Here is a 21,165-nt window from a genome sequence, read left to right as displayed (position 1 = left end):
CAGATTGAAATGAACAGGACTGGCCTTGCAGCCAGCCCCATAAAATTTTATTACTTATTTAATTTAGACATTGGAATGTAGCCCATATCTTCTACTTGTTTTTCAAAATCTTTACCTTTTACATAATCGATGTAAGCTTTCGTCGCTTCCTTCGCTTCACCTTTTGTTACCATATATTCGTAAGACCAGAATGGATATTTACCAGACGCGATGTTTTCAACTTTCGGTTCAGCACCATCAATTTTCACTGTTTGTAGTGCGCCTTTTTTCTCGCCCACCATGTAAGACATTGCTAAATAGCTCACCGAACCAGGAGTAGAGTTAATCGCTTGCTCTACTGCACCGTTAGAATCTTGTGTTGTACCAGTTCCATCATTAATTTTCGCGTCTTTCATAATCGTTTTTTCAAATGTAGCACGTGTACCAGATGAAGCTGGACGATTAATTACATTGATTTTTTCATCTTTTCCGCCAACTTCTTTCCAATTTGTTACTTTTCCAGTGAAGATATCTTGTACTTGTTGCATTGTTAAGTTATCAACTTTTACATCTTTATTTACGACAAGAGCGAATGCAATACCCGCTACCTTGTTATCTACTAATTCTTTCGCCTTTTCAGCATCTTTTATTTTATCTCCGGATGGAACATCTGAATTACCAATTTGTACTGCACCAGATGCTACTTGGTTAATCCCAGTTCCACTACCGCCACCTTGAACTTGAATAGAAACTTTTGAATTTTTCTCCATGAATTTCTTTCCAGCTTCCTCCGCAAGAGGTAGAAGAGCTGTAGAACCAGCCGCTGCAATCGTACCTGATAATTCTTGTTTTGTATTATCGCTTCCTTTAGCAGTTTCTTTACTAGTTGTATCTTCTGCTTTCCCACAACCAACTAATGCTCCTGCTACCACTAAAGCTGCTAAAGAAAATTTAATACCTTTTTTCATAACCATGTCTTGTACCCCCATTTGGATTATCACTTTTCGAATTCATTTTCTTTCGAACACAAATTCATTGTAGGACAACAATATTATGTGAGTGTTAAGCAATTTTTAATTTTAAGTAAATGACGATAATAATCTTTAAAAGCTAGAAATCCCAACATTTATAGTTAAATAATCCAACAAAAACCACACTAACTACGCCGCAATGTAAATATATTCTTAACAATGTAAATTCAATGTAAATGTTTTTCTCTCTTTTTCCCTTTTCGTTAAAGTTACATTTACAATTCCGCTGTATTTTGTAATTTTTACACACCTAATTTATGCACATTAAAAATAATTTCAGTAATATTTTTTAGTACAACTAAATAAATTGGAACAATTCTAAAAATAAATGAATATTTTTAAAGTACTAATTGACAACATAATCCAATGTAGTCTACTATATTACTAACAAAAAGTTTACCTTAGGAAACTTTTTAAACTCAAACTAAAAATATAGAGATGAGGTAACTTTTATGGTATCGGCTAATATAAAACCACTTTCCGAATTTAAAATAGGAGAGTTTGTACAAATTGAGAAGATACAATTAGAAGGAACTATGAAACGACGCTTATTAGATTTGGGATTTATCCCGGGGGCGACGATTAAAGTATTGCAACGCAGTCCACTTGGAGATCCGGTCGCTTATCAAGTGAGCAACACAACTATTGCACTGCGTAAAGAAGAAAGCTCCCTTATTTTCGGGGTATTAATAGGAGATGATTTCAGATGAGCAAACATCGTATCGCTTTAGCTGGTAACCCGAATACAGGGAAAAGTACATTATTTAATACTTTAACAGGCTTAAAACAACATACTGGAAACTGGACGGGAAAAACTGTTTTAAAAGCTGAAGGAGAATATGAACATAACGGAAGTAATTATACATTAATAGATTTACCGGGAACTTACTCACTATACTCAAATTCCGCAGACGAAGAAGTAGCGAGGGATTATATTATATTTGAAAAACCAGAAGTAACTGTAGTTGTTATAGACGCAACTGCTATGGAAAGAAATTTAAATTTAGCACTCCAGGTGATGGAGATGACAAATAATGTAGTCATTTGCATTAACTTAATTGATGAAGCCCAGAAAAAAGGCATCCTTATTGATGAAAAGAAATTAGCAAAATCACTTGGTGTGCCTGTCGTTAAAATTTCAGCACGTAACCGAGTAGGTATTGGTCATTTGCTAAATGTTATTGCAAAAGTAGCAAATAAAAAACTAATTCCAGCACCAATTAAAATTACTTACAGCGAAAAAATCGAAAATATGATTCAGGAATTAGAACCACAAATTTATAAAGTGTTCGGTGATACGTATCCAGCACGTTGGATTGCGTTACGTATATTAGATGGAGATAAAAATTTCTTAACTACACTTCAAAAACACCATAATGAACCACTTGTAAGGGAGGTCGTAATTAATGGAATCTCACTCAGCCAGTAAAGCTCTTCCATTAGACTATATTATTCAACATGCACAAACACTTTCAAAAGAAGATATACGAGATGATATAGTCGGAGATATTTACCGAACATCTGCAAGCATATGTAAAGAATCCGTCCAATATACAAATACTGATAAATTATATCGTTCCGAAAAACTAGATAAAATTTTCACATCTCCAATCTGGGGATTCCCAATTATGCTCGGTATTTTATCTATTATTTTTTATCTTACAATTGCAGGCGCTAACGTACCATCTGATATGATTGCCGAATTCTTCGGATGGGCCGAAGGATATTTAACATCTTGGTTCCAAGCTGCGCATGCACCTGAATGGTTACATGGCATTTTAATACTTGGTTTGTTCCGTGGTATCGGTGCTGTTATTAGCGTTATGTTACCACCTATGGCAATCTTTTTCCCTATGTTCGCGCTATTAGAAAACTACGGATACTTACCACGTGTCGCGTTTAATATGGACCGCTTATTCAAACGATCTGGCGCACACGGGAAACAATCTTTAACAATGGCAATGGGATTTGGTTGTAATGCAGCAGCCATTATGTCAACACGTATCATTGAATCACCACGTGAACGTATGCTAGCAATTTTAACGAACAACTTCGTTCCTTGTAACGGTCGCTGGCCTATGTTAATTTTAATGGCTTCACTATTTATGGCTGCTGGTTATACAGGCAGTATGCAAACATTGGTTACTGCTGGCGTTGTAGTCGGAATGGTTGTAATTGGTGTTATTATGACATTAACTGTTTCTTGGGTACTATCAAAAACAGCCTTAAAAGGGGTTCCAACTCACTACACACTTGAGTTACCTCCGTACCGCAAGCCAAAAGTTTGGAATACAATTGTTCGCGCAACACTCGATAAATCAATCTATGTTTTAAAACGAGCTATAGTTGTTGCTGCCCCTGCGGCTGCATTAACTTGGTTACTTGCTAACATTTTTATTGGTGACACAAGCTTACTTATGTATTTTGTAAACTTCCTAGATCCATTTGCTAAAATGTTAGGACTTGACGGCTTTATTCTAGCTGCATTCATTCTTGGACTACCCGCTAATGAAATTGTAATCCCAATTTTATTAATGTCTTACTTATCAACTGGGGCCTTAACTGAAATAGATGATTTTAATCAAATTAAAAATCTATTCCTAGAAAATGGTTGGACTTGGTTAACAGCGTTAAACACAATGTTGTTCTCACTTCTTCATTTCCCGTGCGGAACAACACTGGTTAACATATACAAAGAAACAAAAAGTGCAAAATGGACATTCTTATCGTTTGCAATCCCTACCGTTATCGCCATTGTTGTTACATTCCTCTCTACACAATTGGTACATTGGTTAGGGCTTGTATAAAGCAAAGCATACATAGAAGGTATCCCCCTTCACATATGCTTTGCACGAAAGAAACCTGAAATTATTCAGGTTTCTTTTTTTGCACATCAGTATTCCACGGCTGTGCTCCATACGTTGTGAGTTTTTTATGAATAAAATATATAGTTCCTGGAAGAACTGCCATTAATATCGTGCAACTAATTCCTAATCCAGTAAACAACTTTCATCACCTTATTTCACTCTTTTCGGTAAAGCTGAACCTGAATGTTCAATTGTTGGATGAACGTGAACAGTAATTTCAGCATTACTAAAGTAATTTTCGCCTTGATCCCAATCCTTACTTATTTTTGTCCATTCTTTATAATTATGTCTCTTATACACTTCCCCTAACTCTAATACATCTACCTTATATTTTTTTTGAACAAGCTTAATTGATTTTTGAATACGCTCCTCCATTTCTTCCGATATATCCTTCTCTAAACGTTTTTCATTCAAAACCTTTTTATGATCACTAAAGTGCAACTCAGCTATTGTACCTTCCAGAAATAAATGAATATTAAATTTCGGTTTTGTAGCATTCGTTGTGGATACTTTAATTTTCCGACGTAACTTATGAATTTCATATGTAATAAGTTGATTCTTTTTACGGATGGTAAAAAAACCTCCAATTTTTTTACCTATTATATAATTCATCCCTACTGTTTCTTCCCCACTCAAATTGCCTACACACTTATTATCCTTTCCACGAAACAATGCTGCACCGTTCATTTGTACTCCTTGTTTTGTTAGTTCCAGAATAGGTAATACAAAACTTCGGTTAGAGATCATCTTTTCCTGCACCTCACCAATTCTTGCAGCCTCAATCATTTGGGCATTTTTCGGAGGGTGTTCAGCTAACATATCAATATACTGCGCCGGTAAATTTTCAGGCTTGGCACTTTGTTTTAAAATAGCTTCGGCATTTTTATTAGAAACGAACAAACGAATATTTCTTCTCATCTCATGATCGCGAATATATACATCTAACGTATTTTGTAAAATGTATGGATGTGAAAGTAATTCTTCAGAGAAAATAATCACCTGTATATGAGGGAAAAATAATGTACGACTAATTTTTTTGGCAATTATTCTTATTTGTTCAAATACACTATCTGCTTTTGCACTAACATTAATATAATTTTCGCTATCCCCACCCCCTTGTCCACCCTGTTGAGACAATTTACTGGGGAGTACCATCTGATAGGTCCCTTTCATAATTGGATTCGCTTTCTTCTCCTTCACAATATCGTAAGCCGCCCCTACTACAAATCCTCTTTCTTCTATCTCTTCTAACTCAGAACACCCACTCATAAATCCAGTTAAAGCCATAACCATTATAATTTTAAGAAGGTGTTTCATTTCCACCATTCCTTCTTTTTATTTTATATACAATTAAAACGAGCAAAGGCGCTAACACAACAAACCCCATATCTATCCAAGCTAAATAAGTCCCATAACTTGATAAAGCATTCAAACTACTAGGTATCATATTCACCATAAAAATAATAGGGGCACTTACGAAAATAAAAATATGTTTCTTCACTTTCGGAAACATAGCACAAAACAATAAAGATGCGACATCATAATACATTGCTGTAGTGTTATAAATAGTAATAATCCAAGTCGTAAAAAAAATCGCATCAAACCTTTCTAAAAATCCTCCACCAATTTCAATTTCTTTCCCTAATTCAATTGTTGGATATGTCAATCCACGTGTTGTCATATAAGTAAAAACACTAATACAAGTTACATAAATTAAAATGTATGACAGCACGTTTACCATCACCGCTTTCGCGACTGCCATTGGCGCTTTTTTCGCTGCCTTATCATTCAGCAAAACCGCATAAAATAACGCTACTTCAAATCCAATAAACGTAAAAATAGAATTTTTAACTCCAACAGCATATTGACTTACTTTCGTTTGAAAAGCTGGTAGTAAATTATTTATTTCCATTAAATTTATATTCAATAAAGAAAGAAGTACTATCGCAATTAAAACAATAGGTAAGAATAAAACATTTAACCTTAATAAGGCTGCTCTTGATCCTGCTATTCCATAAATAACAACTAATAAGAAGAAGAAAGACAGTAGTTGTATTGGTGTATCACTAAATAAATACGTTTGAGAAATAACTGAAATCATTCGCGATTCATATGCTGTCAAAGCAGCAAACGTTAATACTAAAATACTACTAATTGTGTATGCAACAGGCTTCGTCAAATGCGCACTCGTATATTGAACAAAATTTTGTTTCGGAAATAAAATAGCCACTCTCGTCACAAACCAACCTAAAACTGCGCAGATCAATCCACCCAAAAGCAAGATAATCCAACCGTCCGAAAATAAAGTTTGGTTAGCGATATCTCTTGGCATAGACAATGCCCCTATACCAATAATGGTCGATGATACCGCAAACCCAATTTCCCGAGATCCAATCTCTTCATCGCCATACTCAAATGGTTTCACTTATTTTCGCTCCTTTGGACGTATTGTAGAATCTTTTGTTTGTAAGTACTCTGGTCTATCTTTCAACATCGATTTTGGCATGCGAATAAATTCTTCTTTCCAATCTTTATAAAATGCAGGAGCAATTGGAGTTGTATACGGTATACCAACACTTGTTAAATTTGTAATATGAATAGCAAGTGCGATCAGAGCTAGAATGATCCCATACAACCCAAAAGCCGTTGCAGCTAATACAAAGACGAAAAGTAAAATTCGGAATGTAATCGTAATACTATATACAGGAAGCGAAAACGTAGCAATCGCAGTAACTGCAATAATAATAACTAAAAACGGATTTACAATCCCTGCATTTACCGCAGCTTCTCCAATTACAAGACCTCCTACAATCCCTATCGTTTGTCCCATCGGTTTCGGCAATCGGATTCCAGCTTCTCGTATTAATTCCATAGTCAAGGCCATCATTAACGTTTCAATATATGCAGGAAACGGAACACCTTCCCTCGCACCTGCAATTGAATAAGCCAGTTTAGAAGGAATAAGTCCTTGATGATAAGATACAAGTGCTACATACATAGCTGGTAACAAAACCGCAATTATGCCTGAACCCATACGTAAAAATCTTAATAACGTTCCAATCACCCAGCGCTCGTAATGATCTTCTACAGATTGAAAAATATCAACAAACACAAGTGGTGCAATAAGAGCAAACGGGGATCCGTCTACTAAAATGGCCGCCTTCCCTTTCGCTAATGAGGCTATAATATTATCAGGCCTCTCTGTATTCAAAAACTGTGGAAATGGGGATAAATTATTATCCTGAATTAATTGTTCAATCGTACCTGTTTCCAAAACGACATCTGTCACTATTGATTGAAGACGGCGATCTAACTCTTTTACAATGTGAGGATTAATAATATCTTCTATATATACTAGGGTTACTTCTTTCTGCGATCGCTTCCCCATAATATAAGATTGGAACCTCAACTTTGGATCGCGTAAACTGCGTCGGATTAACATTTTATTCACATTAATATCTTCATTTAATCCAACTCTCGGTCCGCGTATTAAATCTTCTGTCACTGGTGGTTCTAAACTTCGCTTCTCCCAAGCCCTACTATTAATAACGATAGCGGTTTGAATATTATCAATTAATATAACTGTATCTCCCGCTAATATCGCATTCATAATATCTGGAAACTTCGTCTTTACACCCACTTCTGCGATAGAAATAAAACGATCCAATAACGTTTGAACAACAGCTTCCTCATTTATAATTTCTTCGTATTGCAGTGTGCGAATGACATATTTATAAACATTATCCTTATCTGTCAATCCACATAAAAACACAACCGCACAACGTGTAAAACTCCCAGCAAGAGCAACTTCTCTAATTGTTAAATCATTAGGTGAACCTAACTCATCCCTAATTTCTTTCATAACTTCAAATAAGTTACCTTCAAGCTCTAACAATTTCCCCACCTAGCTTCCTTTTCAACAAGTTTTTAGTTAGATTCCGCTAATAGAAGGAAATATATACAAAAAAAGAGCTATCTCTTTTCAAAGATAGCTCTAATAAAGTAAAACTTTAATCAATCCTCACCAATCGGGCTTTTACGGACAGTTTAATCCCCACCTAACTTCTTTGCTTGCGCTGAATTTTGAGGTGGGGGTCTTACTGCCCGTTAATGCAGGATAAACGAATTACTTTTCTACTATTATAGTGTTTTTCTTTATAAATACACCTTTTGTAAATCCACTAACTACAAACATCACAATTATATTAATTAACAATGCGACTATACCTACATTCAAATCTTTTATATACTGCAGGAAACTCGGAAACATCGTGGCTATAGTTGAACCAGATAAGGTAATATATGCGACCACTAATAGCCCAACTCCCATTCCTGCAATCGCCCCTTGCTTCGTAATAATTTGACGTGGAAACAAGCTACATACAAGTGCAGGGAAAAGTTGTGTAACGATACTGTATCCCATTAATAGAAGTGCTCCTATTGTTTCTCCTCCTTTAAATGTAAATAAAACTGCCACGAGCGTTACTACAGGCACAAATAATTTTGCCATCTTAGCAACTTGTCTATCTGAAGCAGACGGGACTATCGTTCGGTAAATATTTTTTGCTAACAGTGTAGAAGCCGCCATAACAAGCATAGACCCTGGAACCAATGCCGTTAATACTCCCGCACTACCAATAATTCCAATAAACCAAGGATCAAAAGTTTGTAAAGCAAGACGGAATAACGAAAGATCTACATCCGCTCCCTTTAACCCAGGAACTTGCAATATAGCAGCAAATCCTGCAAAAAATACGAAAAGTAAAACTAAAGAATACAATGGCATAATTGCTGCATTTTTACGAAATACTTTTTCATTTTTTGCAGAAAAAGCAGAAGCAAATGTATGAGGCCACATATAAAAACCGAGGGCCGTTAATATAATAGTAGAAACAAACCAAGAAATACTCATTCCTTCTTCAGGTAAAGATAAAAATCCCGGTTTCGCTGCCTCTACAGCCTCAAACATCGGCTGAAATCCTCCATAATAATGATACGGCAAATATATACCTAAAAACATAACGATAAACAGTATCATAATATCCTTCAAAGCAGCCGTCCAAGCCGAACCATGTATACCTGAAACCATTACATATATAGTTATAACAATAGCACCGATCCATACTGCAACAACAGGTGACACCCTTCCGTAAGAAGCTTCTGAAACGATAATTCCCAGTCCTTTTAACTGTAAAACAAGATATGGGATGATGGAAACAACACCAACAATCGAAACAATAAGTCCAAGCGCTTTACTTCTATATTTCTTCGCAAAAAAATCCGACTGTGAAACAAGGTTATGCTCTTTCGCATACTTCCAAATGGGTGGCAATAAAAAATACGATAAAAGATAAGCTAAAGCACCATATCCCAAAATATAAAAGGTAGGTGCTCCTTTACTATACGCCCAGCCGCTTCCCCCTAAAAATGTAAACGTCGTATAAATTTCACCTGCCATAAGGAGAAAAACAAAAATAGTGCCAAATCCTCTTCCTCCAACTGACCATTGTTCTAAATTCATATCTTTTCCATGTTGTGCCCGAATCCCTAAAAATAGTGCGAGAAACAAAAATAAAATAATGATAAGTAATGCAGTCATTTTACATCCTCCTTATTAGCAGGATCAAACACGTACACAAGCCCCATACAAAAAGATGTAATAAACACTGATAATAATACCCAAAATAATAAAAATGGCATCCCTAATACGTAAGGAGTAACTGAATTCGCAAATATTGGCCCAACTACTAAACAAAGAACTGGGATAAGCGCTAGAATGTGTATTTTCTTCATCTCATTCTCCTTTACTTATAAAGTTCATAATGGCTGATACAAAGACTTCCACTCCAATCGGTAATGCATCTTCGTCAATCGTAAAACGAGGGTGATGGTGAGGATATATAATACCTTTCTCTTTATTTCCCGCTCCGATAAAAAAGAATGTCCCCGGTGCCTTTTGTAAAAACGCTGAAAAATCTTCTCCAGCCATCGTCGGCTGTAAACGAACAACTCTATCCCTTCCATAAAGTTGTAATGCCGTTTGTTCAATAAGCTCTGTAGCTTCATAATCATTTACAACTGGTCGATATCCATATTCATATGAAAATGTATATTTCGCTCCGTAAGATTCCGTAATATGCTTCACAATCCGCTCAATCTTCTTCTCTGTTTCAACTCGTAATTCATGTCTTAAACTTCTTACTGTCCCTTCAATCTCGGCTTGCTCTGGTATTACATTATGAGTTGTCCCCGCATGAAATTGCGTAACAGATATTACGAGAGAATCTAATGGATTCGTGAGGCGAGATACAATTTGCTGAAGTTGCGAAACGACTTGTGTTCCGATTGCAATACTATCCACCGTTTCATGAGGGATTCCAGCATGTCCACCTTTTCCCTCTATCTTAATTTTAAAAACATCCGGTGCAGCCATTGCAGGACCATAAATAACACCTATTTTCCCAACCTCTAACGACGCCCAAAGGTGAGCACCAATAATATAATCCACACCTTCCATTACACCTGCAGCAACCATCTCCTCTGCACCACCAGGAAAATTCTCTTCAGCATGTTGGAATAGAAAACGAATCTCCCCTTTAATCTTCTCTCTTTCTTCTACCAACTTATGTACAACCCCAAGTAATATCGCTATATGTCCATCATGACCACATGCATGCATTACACCTTTATATGTAGAAATAAAATCAAACTCATTTTCTTCATGAATAGGAAGAGCATCCATATCGGCTCGAATCGCAACTGTTTTGCCCGGATGTTTACCTACTAACTTTGCCATCACACTATATTTAGTCGGCCGTGACACTTCTAAATATGGGAATTTCCGAAGTATATCGAACACAAACTGCGATGTTTTCTCTTCTTGAAAAGATAACTCTGGATACTTATGAAAATGCCTTCTCCACTCAACTAACTGATTTTTTGACAAAACAAGTTCCTTTGCAACATCCATTTCTCTTCTCCCCTTCTTCACCAAGTTAAATGTTATTATAACGTGAATCGTTAACTTTTAAAAGAATCTTCTGAATTTTCAGTGTTAATAAACCAAAAAGAAAAAGCCATCCCAAAGATGACTTTTTCATTATTATAAAATAGTAATTGCTTGTTTTCCCATTTGCTCCCAAGCTTTCTCAAATTCTGCTCGCGGAACAGCCAAACGTGGATTATTTTTAAGAGGATCATTTACATATACAAAGTTTTGATCATATCCAATTACTACTGCACTATGCTCATAATATGTAATTTTCACTTCGCCTGAACTCGTATTCCATGTTTCAAAACTACTTTCAGCTAGCGGCTTAAACGTCGTATTAATAATGACCCATACCGGAGAGCCAGAACTAATTACTTTATATATATCTTGCATGTCTCTACCTGTTAAATTAATTACTTTTTCAGGAACATATTTTTCTGCTAAATCAAAGATTGGTTTATTGTATACACCATACCCAGGCTCTGCCTTTGTATAAATATTTCCCACAAATCCCTCGTAAGGATTTCCACGCAAACCATTTTGTTCAAATGGAACACGATGAATTTCGCTAGCAAGTTGCATCTTATCTACTTGTACACCTTTATATTGCAGCAACATAGCTAAACTTGTCACTTCACACCCTCTAGGTAATTCTGGTAATTGTTTAATAAACGGAACATCTTCAATCATAGCTGCTTCTTTCATTTCAGATAGAAACTCTAAGCGTAGAACTTGCGCCTTTTGCATGATTTTATCTTTTCCTATAAAAAATGCAGCAGCAAGTATAATCCCAAAAACAAAAAGATATTTTAACTTTTTCATTATAAACAAAACTCCATTAATTATTATTTTACAGATACACCTCTTATCATTGTACCCTTCTTCTTACTAGTTTGCTAGAAAGATCATGTGAATTATCGATCATAGAATTAATTATAAAAATTCTAATTATTCTTAATAAAAAGAAAAATAAATATACATTTACAGAATATTTTGCTAAAATCAAAATTGTTAACATAGTGAAGATATCACCATGTTAACAAACATTCTTAGAGTATTTAGTCATAGTTCGTTTTTTTACATACTCCATTCATTTCATAGCAAATAAACCGAGTGTGTGTTGCATCCCCCACTAATGATTAAAAACTCAGAATAAAACGAAGTTCACACATTCAAGAAAATACGGGGTGAGGGGCATATGAATCAACAAATTGAACAAACAGATTTAAAACGAACAATGAAAAGTAGACACCTATTTATGATTGCACTCGGCGGTGTTATCGGAACCGGGTTATTTATGGGATCTGGTCAAATTGTCCATAATGCCGGACCTGGTGGTGCTATTCTTGCATTTTTAGTCGGTGGATTTGTTATGTATTTAACGATGTTATGTCTTGGTGAATTATCCGTCGCTATGCCAGAAGCAGGTTCATTCCAAAGTTATGCAAGCAAATTCATTTCACCTGGTTTTGGATTTGTTGTCGGTTGGATGTATTGGTTAAATTGGGCTGTTACAGTTGGCGTAGAGTTAACAACTGTAAGTATTTTAATGAAACGCTGGTTTCCAGACGTTTCTTCCTGGATTTGGTGCGTTACATTTGCAGCAGCACTCTTCCTCGTAAACGCTTTATCAGCAAAAGCATATGCAGAAGCAGAGTTTTGGTTCGCAAGTGTAAAAGTCGCAACAATTGTTATTTTCATCGTACTTGGCGGCGCTGTTATGTTCGGTCTACTAGACTTTAATGGAAAGCCAGCTCCAATGCTTCATAATTTCACTGAAAATGGCGGGCTATTTCCAAATGGTGCATTAGCTGTTCTTCTTACGATGATTACAGTAAATTACTCCTTCCAAGGAACAGAATTAATCGGAATCGCTTCAGGCGAAAGTGAAAATCCTGAAAAAACAATTCCAAAAGCAATTAAAAACACAATTTGGCGAACTCTCTTCTTCTTCGTCTTAGCGATATCAGTTGTTGTAGGTTTACTCCCATGGCAAGAGGCTAATCTAGTCGAAAGTCCCTTTGTACTTGTATTTGATGTAGCCGGCGTCCCATATGCAGCAGACATTATGAACTTTGTTATTATTACAGCTGTATTATCCGTTGCTAACTCTGGTCTATACGCAAATTCTCGTATGCTGTGGGCGATGGCAAAACAAGGAATGGCAAGTCCAGCATTTACGAAATTAACTAAAAAAGGTGTACCGCTAAACGCATTAATTTTCAGCCTAATTTTCGCTAGCCTGTCCTTACTAACAAGTGTATTTGCGGCAGATACTGTCTTTCTAGTTTTAACATCTATTGCAGCAATGGCTGCCGTTGTCGTTTGGATGTCAATCGCCGCTTCACAGTTTTTCTTCCGTAGAAATTTCGTGAAAAACGGTGGCAACATAAATGATTTAAAATATCGTACACCGCTCTATCCACTAGTTCCAATCGTAGCGTTTTCGCTCAATTTCATTACATTTGTTAGTTTGGCTTTCATTCCAGATCAAAGAATTGCTCTTTATTGCGGCATTCCATTTATGATTATTTGTTACATTTTATACCAAGTTAAATATAAAAAATTTGTCACACTTGAACAGCCACGAACTGTCACACAAGAAATAAACTAAATATACAAAATATTCAGCTATCTTCCTTATAATAAGATAGCTTTTTTCTATTTCTTGGATATCCTGGTATAACTTTATTTATCTTAAAATTTTCACAATCACGTTTTTCTCTGGAAAATAGTTTACAATGTAATCAAGTTACAAATGATATTCACCTTAAAAAGTGTGCATTTGTGTCTATTTTTTAACAATATATCAAAAACTATTGCCTTCTATAAATTAATAGGTTTATATTGTTTTATTGGCATAGTTTCAATCCAAGGAGAAAGGAGATTTTCAATCGTGCAACTAAAGAAAGCGTTTTGGAAGTTGGCTTCACTTCTTCCGTTATCATTACTTCTGTTCCTCGGTGGCTGTGATAAAAAACTCGCAGTATTAAATCCGCAAGGACCTGTTGCAAAAGCACAGTATGATTTAATTGTTTGGTCATTCTTGCTTATGTCATTAATTATCGCAATTGTATTCATTCTGTTTACAGTCATCTTGATTCGTTATCGTGAAAAACCAGAGAATATGGACTATGAGCCACCTGAACAACACGGTAACACATTACTAGAAATTATTTGGACGCTTGTTCCTGTTATTATCGTTATCGCATTATCGATTCCAACAGTAAAAGCAACTTATGCTTCGGAAGAGGTTCCGAAAGAGTCCAAACATATTAAACCAGTTGAAATTTATGTTACATCTGCAAACTGGAAATGGTTATTCAGTTACCCAGAGGAAAAAATTGAAACCGTTAACTATTTAAACATCCCAGCTGGTGTACCAATTCAATTCAAACTGACTTCTGTCGGCCCAATGAATGCTTTCTGGGTACCAGAACTTGGTGGTATGAAGTACACAATGGATGGCATGATTATGGATCTTTATTTACAAGCTGATAAGCCAGGTTCTTACCTAGGTCGTAGTGCGAACTTCTCTGGTGAAGGATTCACTCACATGGAGTTCGAAGTTGAAGCGAAAACTAAAGAGAAATATGACAAGTGGGTTAAAGAAGTACAAGAAACTGCTCCTAAACTAACAGAAGCTAAGTACAACGAAATTGTTAAACCTGGTGTAGTTGGTCGTATGACATTCTCTAGTCACCACTTAAGTTATGTAGATCCAAAATCACTTGAATATTGTGATTACAACTACTACAAAAACAAAAAATAATAGCTATTATTCCAACAGATTGGAGTGAACACAGTGAAGCTTGATGAATTCTTTGTCACAGGTGATCCGATTATTTACGGTGCAGACGCTTCTATCGTTCTTGTGACATTAGCAATCATTTTCGTACTAACAAAGTATAAAAAATGGAAATGGCTTTGGGACGAATGGTTAACAACTGTTGACCATAAAAAAATCGGAGCTATGTATATTATTTCTGCGGTTATCATGTTATTCCGTGGTGGTATGGATGGTTTAATGATCCGTGCACAGTTAACATTCCCAGAAACAACTTATTTAAACGCTGAACACTATAACGGAATCTTTACAACGCATGGTACAGTAATGATTCTTTTCATGGCAATGCCATTCGTTATGGGATTAATGAACCTTGTAGTACCATTACAAATTGGTGCTCGTGACGTTGCATATCCGTTCTTAAATGCTTTAAGTTTCTGGTTATTCTTTGTCGGAGCAATGTTATTCAACATCGCTTTCGTAATCGGTGGTTCTCCAGACGCTGGGTGGACTTCTTACTTCCCAATGGCAGGTACAGAGTTTACTTCAGGCGTAGGAAATAACTACTACGCAATTGCATTACAGATTTCAGGTCTCGGTACGCTAATGACCGGTATTAACTTCCTTGTTACTATCTTAAAAATGCGTACACCTGGTATGACTTTAATGAGAATGCCAATGTTTACTTGGTCAATCTTAATTACAACAATTATCATTATTTTTGCTTTCCCAGTATTAACAGTTGCTCTTGCATTAATGACATTTGACCGTCTATTCGATGCTCACTTCTTTACGATGGCGAGCGGCGGTATGCCGATGTTATGGGCCAACCTGTTCTGGGTATGGGGTCACCCTGAAGTATATATCGTTATTTTACCGGCATTCGGTATTTTCTCTGAAATCATTAGTACATTCTCACGTAAACGTTTATTCGGTTACAGTGCGATGGTATACTCAATGGTTGCAATTTCTTTACTAAGTTTCGTCGTATGGCTTCACCACTTCTTCACGATGGGTGCAGGTCCAGCGGTTAACTCATTCTTCTCGATTTCGACAATGGCGATTTCGATTCCAACCGGGGTTAAGATCTTTAACTGGTTGTTTACACTGTATAAAGGACGTATTCGTTTTACGGTTCCAATGCTTTGGTCATTGGCATTTATTCCAAACTTCGTAGTCGGTGGGGTTACAGGGGTTATGCTTGGAATGGCAGCAGCTGATTATCAATACCATAACAGCTACTTCCTAATCGCTCACTTCCACTACGTATTAATCGCAGGTACAGTATTCGCTATGCTTGCTGGATTCACATTCTGGTATCCAAAAATGACTGGTCATATGTTAAATGAGCGCCTAGGTAAATGGACATTCTGGATCTTTATGAGCGGATTCAACATCTGTTTCTTCCCAATGTACTTCTTAGGTTTAGACGGTATGACTCGTCGTATGTACACTTACTCTGAAAGTCTTGGATGGGGATGGCTAAACCAAATCGCATCTGTTGGTGCGGTAATGATGGGTATCGGCTTCCTACTTCTTTGCTACAACGTAATTTGGAGTGCACGTCATGGTGAACGTGACACAACTGGAGATCCATGGGATGGTCGTACACTTGAATGGGCAACTCACTCTCCTGTACAACATTACAACTTCGCGAAGCTTCCTGAAATTAAAGAAGCTGATGCTTTCTGGTACATGAAAAAACGCGGAGAAACAGTTACACCAGCAGCAGAAGATATCAAACCAATTCACATGCCAAGTAACTCTGGTGTGCCTATTATTGCGTCTGGATTCTTCGGTCTTGCAGGTTTCGCATTAGTATTTAGCTGGTTCTGGCTTGCAGCAATCGGTGGTATTGGTATTTTAGCTTGCTTAATCTATCGTTCATTCGATTATGATGAAGGTTACTATATCAGTGTTGATGAAATTAAAAAAACAGAACATATAGCATGAGAGGTGAAATGATATGGCGGCTTTAGATAAAAGCTTACCTTTGGAATATCAATCCGAACAAAGCAGATTGAATATCCTAGGATTCTGGATTTTTCTTGGGGCTGAAATTATGCTGTTCGCAACACTTTTCGCCTCTTATCTAGTCCTTGCTGGTCGTACGGCAGATGGCCCAACACCAGCGCAACTGTTTGAACTTAAAACGCTTTTAATTCAAACATTACTACTTTTAACAAGTAGTTTCACATGTGGTATCGTAATTCACGAAATGCGTAAGCACAACCAAAAAGCGATGCTTGGATGGTTCGTCCTTACATTACTTTTAGGTGCAGGTTTCCTATTCTTCGAGATTGAAGAGTTCATTATGTATATTGGTGAAGGCGCAACAATTCAAACAAGTGCTTTCTTATCTGGATTCTTCGTTCTTCTTGGAACGCATGGAGCCCACGTAACAGGCGGTATCATTTGGGCAATTTGTGTTATTATCCAAATTTTAAAACGAGGTTTAACACCAGTTACAGCTCGTAAAGTATTCATTATCAGCTTATACTGGCATTTCCTTGATCTTGTTTGGGTCTTTATTTACACACTAGTTTACTTGAACGGGATGGTGGCGTAAATGGCTCAAAACAACAATCAAGCAAACGGACATGCGCATAGCGGATTCCCTTGGTCACACGTTTTCGGATTTATTTTATCGCTTGCATTAACGTTTCTAGCGTTATACGTGGCACTTTACACAACATTGCCACTTTCAACAGTCTTAACAACTATTATCATAATGGCTGTTGCGCAAGCATTGTTACAATTAATTATGTTCATGCATTTAAAAGAAGGAGAAGGAAGAGTTCAAATTCTTACTATGATCTACAGTTTCTTCGTTGCAACTGCAACAGTTGGTTTAACTGTATGGATCTTCTTCTCAATGTAATGTACATGAAAAAGACTGCTGAGATTCCTCAGCAGTCTTTTTTTATGCTCTCCCCTATTACATCCACATTACGGAATTAACAACAGAATCATGAAAAATATACTTATTATGACAAATGTTAAGAAAACTCTTTCTTTATGAAATCGAATCCATATGCGTTGCTTTTCTACCTATTATATGGCTAAATAGGTACTATATTTATTTGAAGGGAGAGAACGCAATGGAACATCACACTTCTGTTCTATCACTTATGGTTGTCGTTGCAATCGCGTTTTTCGTTCCCCTTTTGTTACAACGCTTTAAATTAAAAGCACTTCCTGTCGTTGTTGCAGAAATCATCGCAGGAATCTTTGTAGGTAAAAGTGGGTTTAATATTATTGAGCCAGATATATGGCTTCAAGTTTTATCAACATTAGGATTTATCTTCCTCATGTTCTTAAGCGGTTTAGAAATTGATTTTTCTATCTTTAAACAAAAAGGGAAAAAGAATACGACAAACGAACCAAACACATTCCAAGCAGCAAGCATTATCTTCTTATTTATTTTCATCTTATCTTATGCCCTATCATTACTATTCGTATGGCTAGGATTCGTAGATAATGCAATGTTCATGACTTTAATTATTTCAACTATTTCTTTAGGTGTTGTTGTACCAACATTAAAAGAGAATAACTTAGGAAAAACAGCAATTGGGCAAATCATTTTATTAGTCGCTGTTATTGCGGATTTAGTTACAATGATTTTACTCGCTGTATTCGTCGGATTAAATTCCGAAAGCGGCCAAAGCATGTGGCTTCTTCTTCTTCTATTCGGCGCTGGTATTGTTATTTACTTCGTTGCAAAACGTTTTAAAAACATTCCATACTTAGATAGTTTAAAAGCTGGTAGTGTACAAATTGATACACGAGCTGTTTTTGCACTCATTTTAATCTTAGTTGGGTTATCGGAATCTGTTGGAGCAGAAAATATTTTAGGCGCCTTCTTAGCAGGTGTACTTGTATCGTTATTATCACCAAATGAAGATATGGTGGAAAAACTTGATTCTATCGGCTATGGTTTCTTCATCCCTATTTTCTTCGTAATGGTTGGTGTAAATCTAGAGGTGTGGTCTATTTTCAAAGAACCTTCTAGCATGCTAATGATCCCAATCTTAATTGTAGGACTCTTTATTTCAAAACTCTTACCATCACTCGTCTTAAGAAAATGGTATCCACGTAATATCGTACTTGGAAGTGCAATTTTATTAACATCGACACTTTCTTTAGTTATTGCGGCTGCACAAATTGGTGAAAAACTGGAGATCATCAGTCCAAGTTTATCTGCCTCTCTTATTTTAAGCGCAGTTATTACTTGTATTTTTGCACCTATATTGTTTAAAAAAATGTTCCCAAAAGTAGAAACACCAAAACCAAAAGTAGCTATTATTGGCGCGAGCAGAATTACCCTTCCGTTATCACTAGATTTAAAACGAGAAGATTATGACGTAACGCTATATATGATGCGTCAAAACAAAATAAATGATGAAGAAGCGAAATCGCACGACTTCCCTATCGTGAAATTGGATGACATCACAATCGCATCATTAACTGAACAAACAGCATTTGATGCAGATCGCGTCGTTGTTGCAACAAGTGATGATGAACAAAACTTATTATTGGCAGAACATGCAAAAGAGCTAGGTGTTGAACATGTTATTGCAAGTGTAGAAGATCCACTTCTACAAGAAAAAGCAACGCAAGAACATATCGCTGTATTCTCAACAATTAACTCTACACGTATTTTATTACGTGCGCTTATTGATAAACCTAGTCTCGTTCGCTTAATTACAACAGCAAACGAAACAGTCCGTGAAGTTGAACTACGGAGCAATAAATATAACGGCGTTGCACTTCGTCGCCTTCCGTTTTTAGGTGATGTACTAGTCATTCAAATTTATCGTGGAAATAAAGCATTAATCCCACATGGGGATACAAGACTACAACACGGTGATACATTACTTGTAACAGGCTCAAAAGAACATATCGATACACTAAAAAACATATTAGAATAAAAAAATGCCCCTCACATAATTGAGGGGCATTTTTTTCCATTTCATATGGTAAAATGTTACTATCACATATTATGGGGATGGATTACATTATGTCTATTATAACTTTAGCTCTCTTATTATTAGCCGAAATACTCGTTGCCATTATTCTCATCGGTGTTAGTATTGAGATTTGTAGTTACGGATGGAAAAAATCGAATGGAATAAAATATTCTTGTCTTCTACTTTCACTCCTTCTCGGAACTGCTAGCATACTCGGACTTCTCGCCGCACCTGCCTATTTCTTTATACAATTAACAGAAAAAGCGTTATAAGAAAGGATGTTAATATGATTACCGTGAAAAATATTGAGGGATCTGAAACTTACGTATTACGTCAAAAAATTTTACGCCCCAATCAAACATTAGCAGATTGTAAATACCCTTCCGATTATGAAACAGACACCTTCCACTTAGGCGCATTTATAAACGATGAACTAATTAGTATCGCTTCCTTCTCAAAAGAAATATATCCCGACTTACCAACGGGTATTCATTATCGTCTACGAGGAATGGCAACATTACCTGCATTTCGAAACAACCGTGCTGGAAGCTCCTTAATTCAGAAGGCGGAACAAATCTTGCAAGAACGCCAAGCAAATATATTATGGTGTAATGGCCGAATTACTGTAGCTGACTATTACAAGCACTTAGGCTTCCAGGAATATGGTGAAATCTTTGAAATTGAACCGATTGGCCTTCATAAAGTACTATATAAAAGAATATGAGAAAAGCTTTCCTCAATATGGGAAAGCCTTTCTTATATTTCAATCTTCTCTTTTTATTTTTTTCATATATATGTATATAAACAAACTTGGAACTAAAAAACAAGCAAACATAATAAGTCCTGTCATACTAATTTCCTTTATCGAAATATCTGGTGTTACAACGATACAAATAGCTAAAATCCCAATAATAATACCTACCGGAATGAATAATAGCTTCATAAAATAACGACGCGACACTCCGCCCGTATGCTCATACACTTCCACTGAATTTTTCAGATTTAAAAAGTTAATAATTATTATCCCGCCCATAAATACCATTAATAAATCCGAAACACTTTCATATCCTGCCCCTTGCAAGACATAGCGGTAAAAGACGATAGCTAGTATGACGATATTTTGTAAGATGAAAGCTAATCTAATATGTTTTAACCCTTCAATTATTAAACGTTCATCTTTCACGATTTTCATCCTACCACTCCTTTTCCTCCCAAAACAAATCATTCAACGTTTTATCTACTGCATAACAAATTTTTAAACATAAATCTAAAGATGGATTGTATTTCCCCTTCTCAATTAAACTAATCGTTTGCCTTGTAACGCCTACTTTTTCTGCTAATTGTTGCTGTGTTAAATCTAATTGAACACGCGCGACTTTTATTTTACTTACAGCCATTCATGTTCCTGCTACTAAAAATATAGACAAATGTATATTCTTAGAGTATTCCTGCTTCTACGTGCCCTGCCTCGCTAATCACTTGCTACTACAGTTTGCTGTGACACTTCACAGGCGTAAATTCCGATGTAGCCCACCGTACA

Annotated in this window: 22 protein-coding genes; 11 read left to right on the top strand and 11 right to left on the bottom strand. The window is 36.2% G+C overall.

Annotated elements, in window-relative coordinates:
- Window positions 1–50: 50 nt before the first annotated feature.
- Entirely contained in the window at window positions 51–953 is a 903-nt protein-coding gene (locus DN404_RS23650; RefSeq protein WP_000245109.1) for a phosphate ABC transporter substrate-binding protein PstS family protein, read from the bottom strand.
- A gap of 509 nt (window positions 954–1,462) precedes the next feature.
- Between DN404_RS23650 and DN404_RS23645 the strand changes: the two genes are divergently transcribed.
- From DN404_RS23645 to DN404_RS23635, 3 genes are read left to right on the top strand one after another with little or no spacing between them, the layout of a single operon-like run.
- Window positions 1,463–1,720: a FeoA family protein gene (locus DN404_RS23645; RefSeq protein ID WP_000252982.1), complete on the top strand. Its 258-nt coding sequence runs from the start codon at window positions 1,463–1,465 to the stop codon at window positions 1,718–1,720.
- A complete protein-coding gene (locus DN404_RS23640; protein WP_000033871.1) occupies window positions 1,717–2,439 on the top strand; it encodes a FeoB small GTPase domain-containing protein in 723 nt (240 codons plus the stop codon). Before DN404_RS23645 ends, DN404_RS23640 begins: the two co-directional genes overlap by 4 nt.
- Window positions 2,417–3,817, top strand: coding sequence for a nucleoside recognition domain-containing protein (locus DN404_RS23635; RefSeq protein ID WP_000443602.1), 1,401 nt, complete (start codon window positions 2,417–2,419; stop codon window positions 3,815–3,817). Before DN404_RS23640 ends, DN404_RS23635 begins: the two co-directional genes overlap by 23 nt.
- A gap of 61 nt (window positions 3,818–3,878) precedes the next feature.
- On the opposite strand, the gene DN404_RS30640 is transcribed toward DN404_RS23635, so the two are convergent.
- The 8 genes from DN404_RS30640 to DN404_RS23600 form a co-directional block, all read right to left on the bottom strand.
- Window positions 3,879–4,016, bottom strand: coding sequence for a hypothetical protein (locus DN404_RS30640; protein ID WP_000493997.1), 138 nt, complete (start codon window positions 4,014–4,016; stop codon window positions 3,879–3,881).
- An 11-nt stretch (window positions 4,017–4,027) separates the two neighbouring features.
- A complete protein-coding gene (gene gerLC, locus DN404_RS23630) occupies window positions 4,028–5,194 on the bottom strand; it encodes a spore germination protein GerLC (protein WP_113304462.1) in 1,167 nt (388 codons plus the stop codon).
- The gene (gerLB, locus tag DN404_RS23625) at window positions 5,178–6,302 is read right to left on the bottom strand and encodes a spore germination protein GerLB (protein ID WP_124749418.1); all 1,125 of its coding nucleotides are present in this window, start codon (window positions 6,300–6,302) and stop codon (window positions 5,178–5,180) included. The genes gerLC and gerLB overlap by 17 nt, the downstream gene beginning before the upstream one ends.
- The gene (gene gerLA, locus DN404_RS23620; protein ID WP_002023287.1) at window positions 6,303–7,781 is read right to left on the bottom strand and encodes a spore germination protein GerLA; all 1,479 of its coding nucleotides are present in this window, start codon (window positions 7,779–7,781) and stop codon (window positions 6,303–6,305) included.
- Between the two features lie 222 nt (window positions 7,782–8,003).
- Window positions 8,004–9,476 carry a sodium:solute symporter family protein gene (locus tag DN404_RS23615; RefSeq protein ID WP_149215523.1) on the bottom strand — a complete coding sequence of 491 codons (1,473 nt, stop codon included), beginning with the start codon at window positions 9,474–9,476 and terminating at the stop codon, window positions 8,004–8,006.
- Window positions 9,473–9,670, bottom strand: coding sequence for a DUF3311 domain-containing protein (locus DN404_RS23610; protein ID WP_000719833.1), 198 nt, complete (start codon window positions 9,668–9,670; stop codon window positions 9,473–9,475). Before DN404_RS23610 ends, DN404_RS23615 begins: the two co-directional genes overlap by 4 nt.
- A 1-nt stretch (window position 9,671) precedes the next feature.
- On the bottom strand, window positions 9,672–10,847 hold the full coding sequence (locus tag DN404_RS23605) for an amidohydrolase (protein ID WP_016121912.1): 1,176 nt from the start codon (window positions 10,845–10,847) through the stop codon (window positions 9,672–9,674).
- 132 nt (window positions 10,848–10,979) lie between these two features.
- Window positions 10,980–11,690, bottom strand: a complete 711-nt coding sequence (locus DN404_RS23600) for a C39 family peptidase (protein WP_000734488.1) — start codon at window positions 11,688–11,690, stop codon at window positions 10,980–10,982.
- A gap of 376 nt (window positions 11,691–12,066) precedes the next feature.
- Here DN404_RS23600 and DN404_RS23595 point away from each other — a divergent pair, with 376 nt between their 5' ends.
- The 8 genes from DN404_RS23595 (at window position 12,067) to DN404_RS23560 (ending at window position 20,349) form a co-directional block, all read left to right on the top strand.
- Complete coding sequence (locus DN404_RS23595; RefSeq protein WP_001075756.1) at window positions 12,067–13,482, top strand: amino acid permease; 1,416 nt, start codon at window positions 12,067–12,069, stop codon at window positions 13,480–13,482.
- Between the two features lie 282 nt (window positions 13,483–13,764).
- Window positions 13,765–14,640, top strand: coding sequence for a cytochrome aa3 quinol oxidase subunit II (locus DN404_RS23590; protein ID WP_001176165.1), 876 nt, complete (start codon window positions 13,765–13,767; stop codon window positions 14,638–14,640).
- 33 nt (window positions 14,641–14,673) lie between these two features.
- Window positions 14,674–16,608, top strand: coding sequence for a cytochrome aa3 quinol oxidase subunit I (qoxB, locus tag DN404_RS23585; RefSeq protein WP_000762366.1), 1,935 nt, complete (start codon window positions 14,674–14,676; stop codon window positions 16,606–16,608).
- 13 nt (window positions 16,609–16,621) lie between these two features.
- A complete protein-coding gene (gene qoxC, locus DN404_RS23580) occupies window positions 16,622–17,224 on the top strand; it encodes a cytochrome aa3 quinol oxidase subunit III (protein ID WP_000729317.1) in 603 nt (200 codons plus the stop codon).
- Window positions 17,225–17,536, top strand: a complete 312-nt coding sequence (gene qoxD / locus DN404_RS23575) for a cytochrome aa3 quinol oxidase subunit IV (RefSeq protein ID WP_000068425.1) — start codon at window positions 17,225–17,227, stop codon at window positions 17,534–17,536.
- Between the two features lie 220 nt (window positions 17,537–17,756).
- Window positions 17,757–19,586: a monovalent cation:proton antiporter family protein gene (locus DN404_RS23570; RefSeq protein WP_000399965.1), complete on the top strand. Its 1,830-nt coding sequence runs from the start codon at window positions 17,757–17,759 to the stop codon at window positions 19,584–19,586.
- Between the two features lie 53 nt (window positions 19,587–19,639).
- On the top strand, window positions 19,640–19,897 hold the full coding sequence (locus DN404_RS23565) for a DUF4022 family protein (protein WP_000926991.1): 258 nt from the start codon (window positions 19,640–19,642) through the stop codon (window positions 19,895–19,897).
- 14 nt (window positions 19,898–19,911) lie between these two features.
- Entirely contained in the window at window positions 19,912–20,349 is a 438-nt protein-coding gene (locus DN404_RS23560; protein WP_000633767.1) for a GNAT family N-acetyltransferase, read from the top strand.
- Between the two features lie 39 nt (window positions 20,350–20,388).
- Here DN404_RS23560 and DN404_RS23555 read toward each other — a convergent pair whose 3' ends face one another.
- Window positions 20,389–20,817 (bottom strand): hypothetical protein, encoded by a 429-nt coding sequence (locus DN404_RS23555; protein WP_149215522.1) that lies wholly within the window; start codon window positions 20,815–20,817, stop codon window positions 20,389–20,391.
- A gap of 1 nt (window position 20,818) precedes the next feature.
- A complete protein-coding gene (locus DN404_RS23550; RefSeq protein ID WP_000301183.1) occupies window positions 20,819–21,022 on the bottom strand; it encodes a helix-turn-helix transcriptional regulator in 204 nt (67 codons plus the stop codon).
- Window positions 21,023–21,165 lie beyond the last annotated feature (143 nt).

Origin of the sequence: Bacillus sp. TE8-1 (assembly GCF_008368855.1) — a bacterium.
In the GTDB taxonomy this organism is placed as follows: Bacteria; Bacillota; Bacilli; order Bacillales; family Bacillaceae_G; genus Bacillus_A; species Bacillus_A cereus.
The sequence above is the reverse complement of the archived record's forward strand: the minus strand, read 5'-3'. Positions and strand labels throughout refer to the sequence as shown.

What these genes read in the sequence shown, in the direction of transcription:
- DN404_RS23650 (WP_000245109.1), bottom strand. Translation starts at nt 953, where the DNA reads ATGGTTATGAAAAAAGGTATTAAATTTTCTTTAGCAGCTTTAGTGGTA.
- DN404_RS23645 (WP_000252982.1), top strand. Translation starts at nt 1,463, where the DNA reads ATGGTATCGGCTAATATAAAACCACTTTCCGAATTTAAAATAGGAGAG.
- DN404_RS23640 (WP_000033871.1), top strand. Translation starts at nt 1,717, where the DNA reads ATGAGCAAACATCGTATCGCTTTAGCTGGTAACCCGAATACAGGGAAA.
- DN404_RS23635 (WP_000443602.1), top strand. Translation starts at nt 2,417, where the DNA reads ATGGAATCTCACTCAGCCAGTAAAGCTCTTCCATTAGACTATATTATT.
- gerLC (WP_113304462.1), bottom strand. Translation starts at nt 5,194, where the DNA reads ATGAAACACCTTCTTAAAATTATAATGGTTATGGCTTTAACTGGATTT.
- DN404_RS23615 (WP_149215523.1), bottom strand. Translation starts at nt 9,476, where the DNA reads ATGACTGCATTACTTATCATTATTTTATTTTTGTTTCTCGCACTATTT.
- DN404_RS23610 (WP_000719833.1), bottom strand. Translation starts at nt 9,670, where the DNA reads ATGAAGAAAATACACATTCTAGCGCTTATCCCAGTTCTTTGTTTAGTA.
- DN404_RS23605 (WP_016121912.1), bottom strand. Translation starts at nt 10,847, where the DNA reads ATGGATGTTGCAAAGGAACTTGTTTTGTCAAAAAATCAGTTAGTTGAG.
- DN404_RS23600 (WP_000734488.1), bottom strand. Translation starts at nt 11,690, where the DNA reads ATGAAAAAGTTAAAATATCTTTTTGTTTTTGGGATTATACTTGCTGCT.
- DN404_RS23595 (WP_001075756.1), top strand. Translation starts at nt 12,067, where the DNA reads ATGAATCAACAAATTGAACAAACAGATTTAAAACGAACAATGAAAAGT.
- qoxC (WP_000729317.1), top strand. Translation starts at nt 16,622, where the DNA reads ATGGCGGCTTTAGATAAAAGCTTACCTTTGGAATATCAATCCGAACAA.
- qoxD (WP_000068425.1), top strand. Translation starts at nt 17,225, where the DNA reads ATGGCTCAAAACAACAATCAAGCAAACGGACATGCGCATAGCGGATTC.
- DN404_RS23570 (WP_000399965.1), top strand. Translation starts at nt 17,757, where the DNA reads ATGGAACATCACACTTCTGTTCTATCACTTATGGTTGTCGTTGCAATC.
- DN404_RS23565 (WP_000926991.1), top strand. Translation starts at nt 19,640, where the DNA reads ATGTTACTATCACATATTATGGGGATGGATTACATTATGTCTATTATA.
- DN404_RS23560 (WP_000633767.1), top strand. Translation starts at nt 19,912, where the DNA reads ATGATTACCGTGAAAAATATTGAGGGATCTGAAACTTACGTATTACGT.
- DN404_RS23555 (WP_149215522.1), bottom strand. Translation starts at nt 20,817, where the DNA reads ATGAAAATCGTGAAAGATGAACGTTTAATAATTGAAGGGTTAAAACAT.
- DN404_RS23550 (WP_000301183.1), bottom strand. Translation starts at nt 21,022, where the DNA reads ATGGCTGTAAGTAAAATAAAAGTCGCGCGTGTTCAATTAGATTTAACA.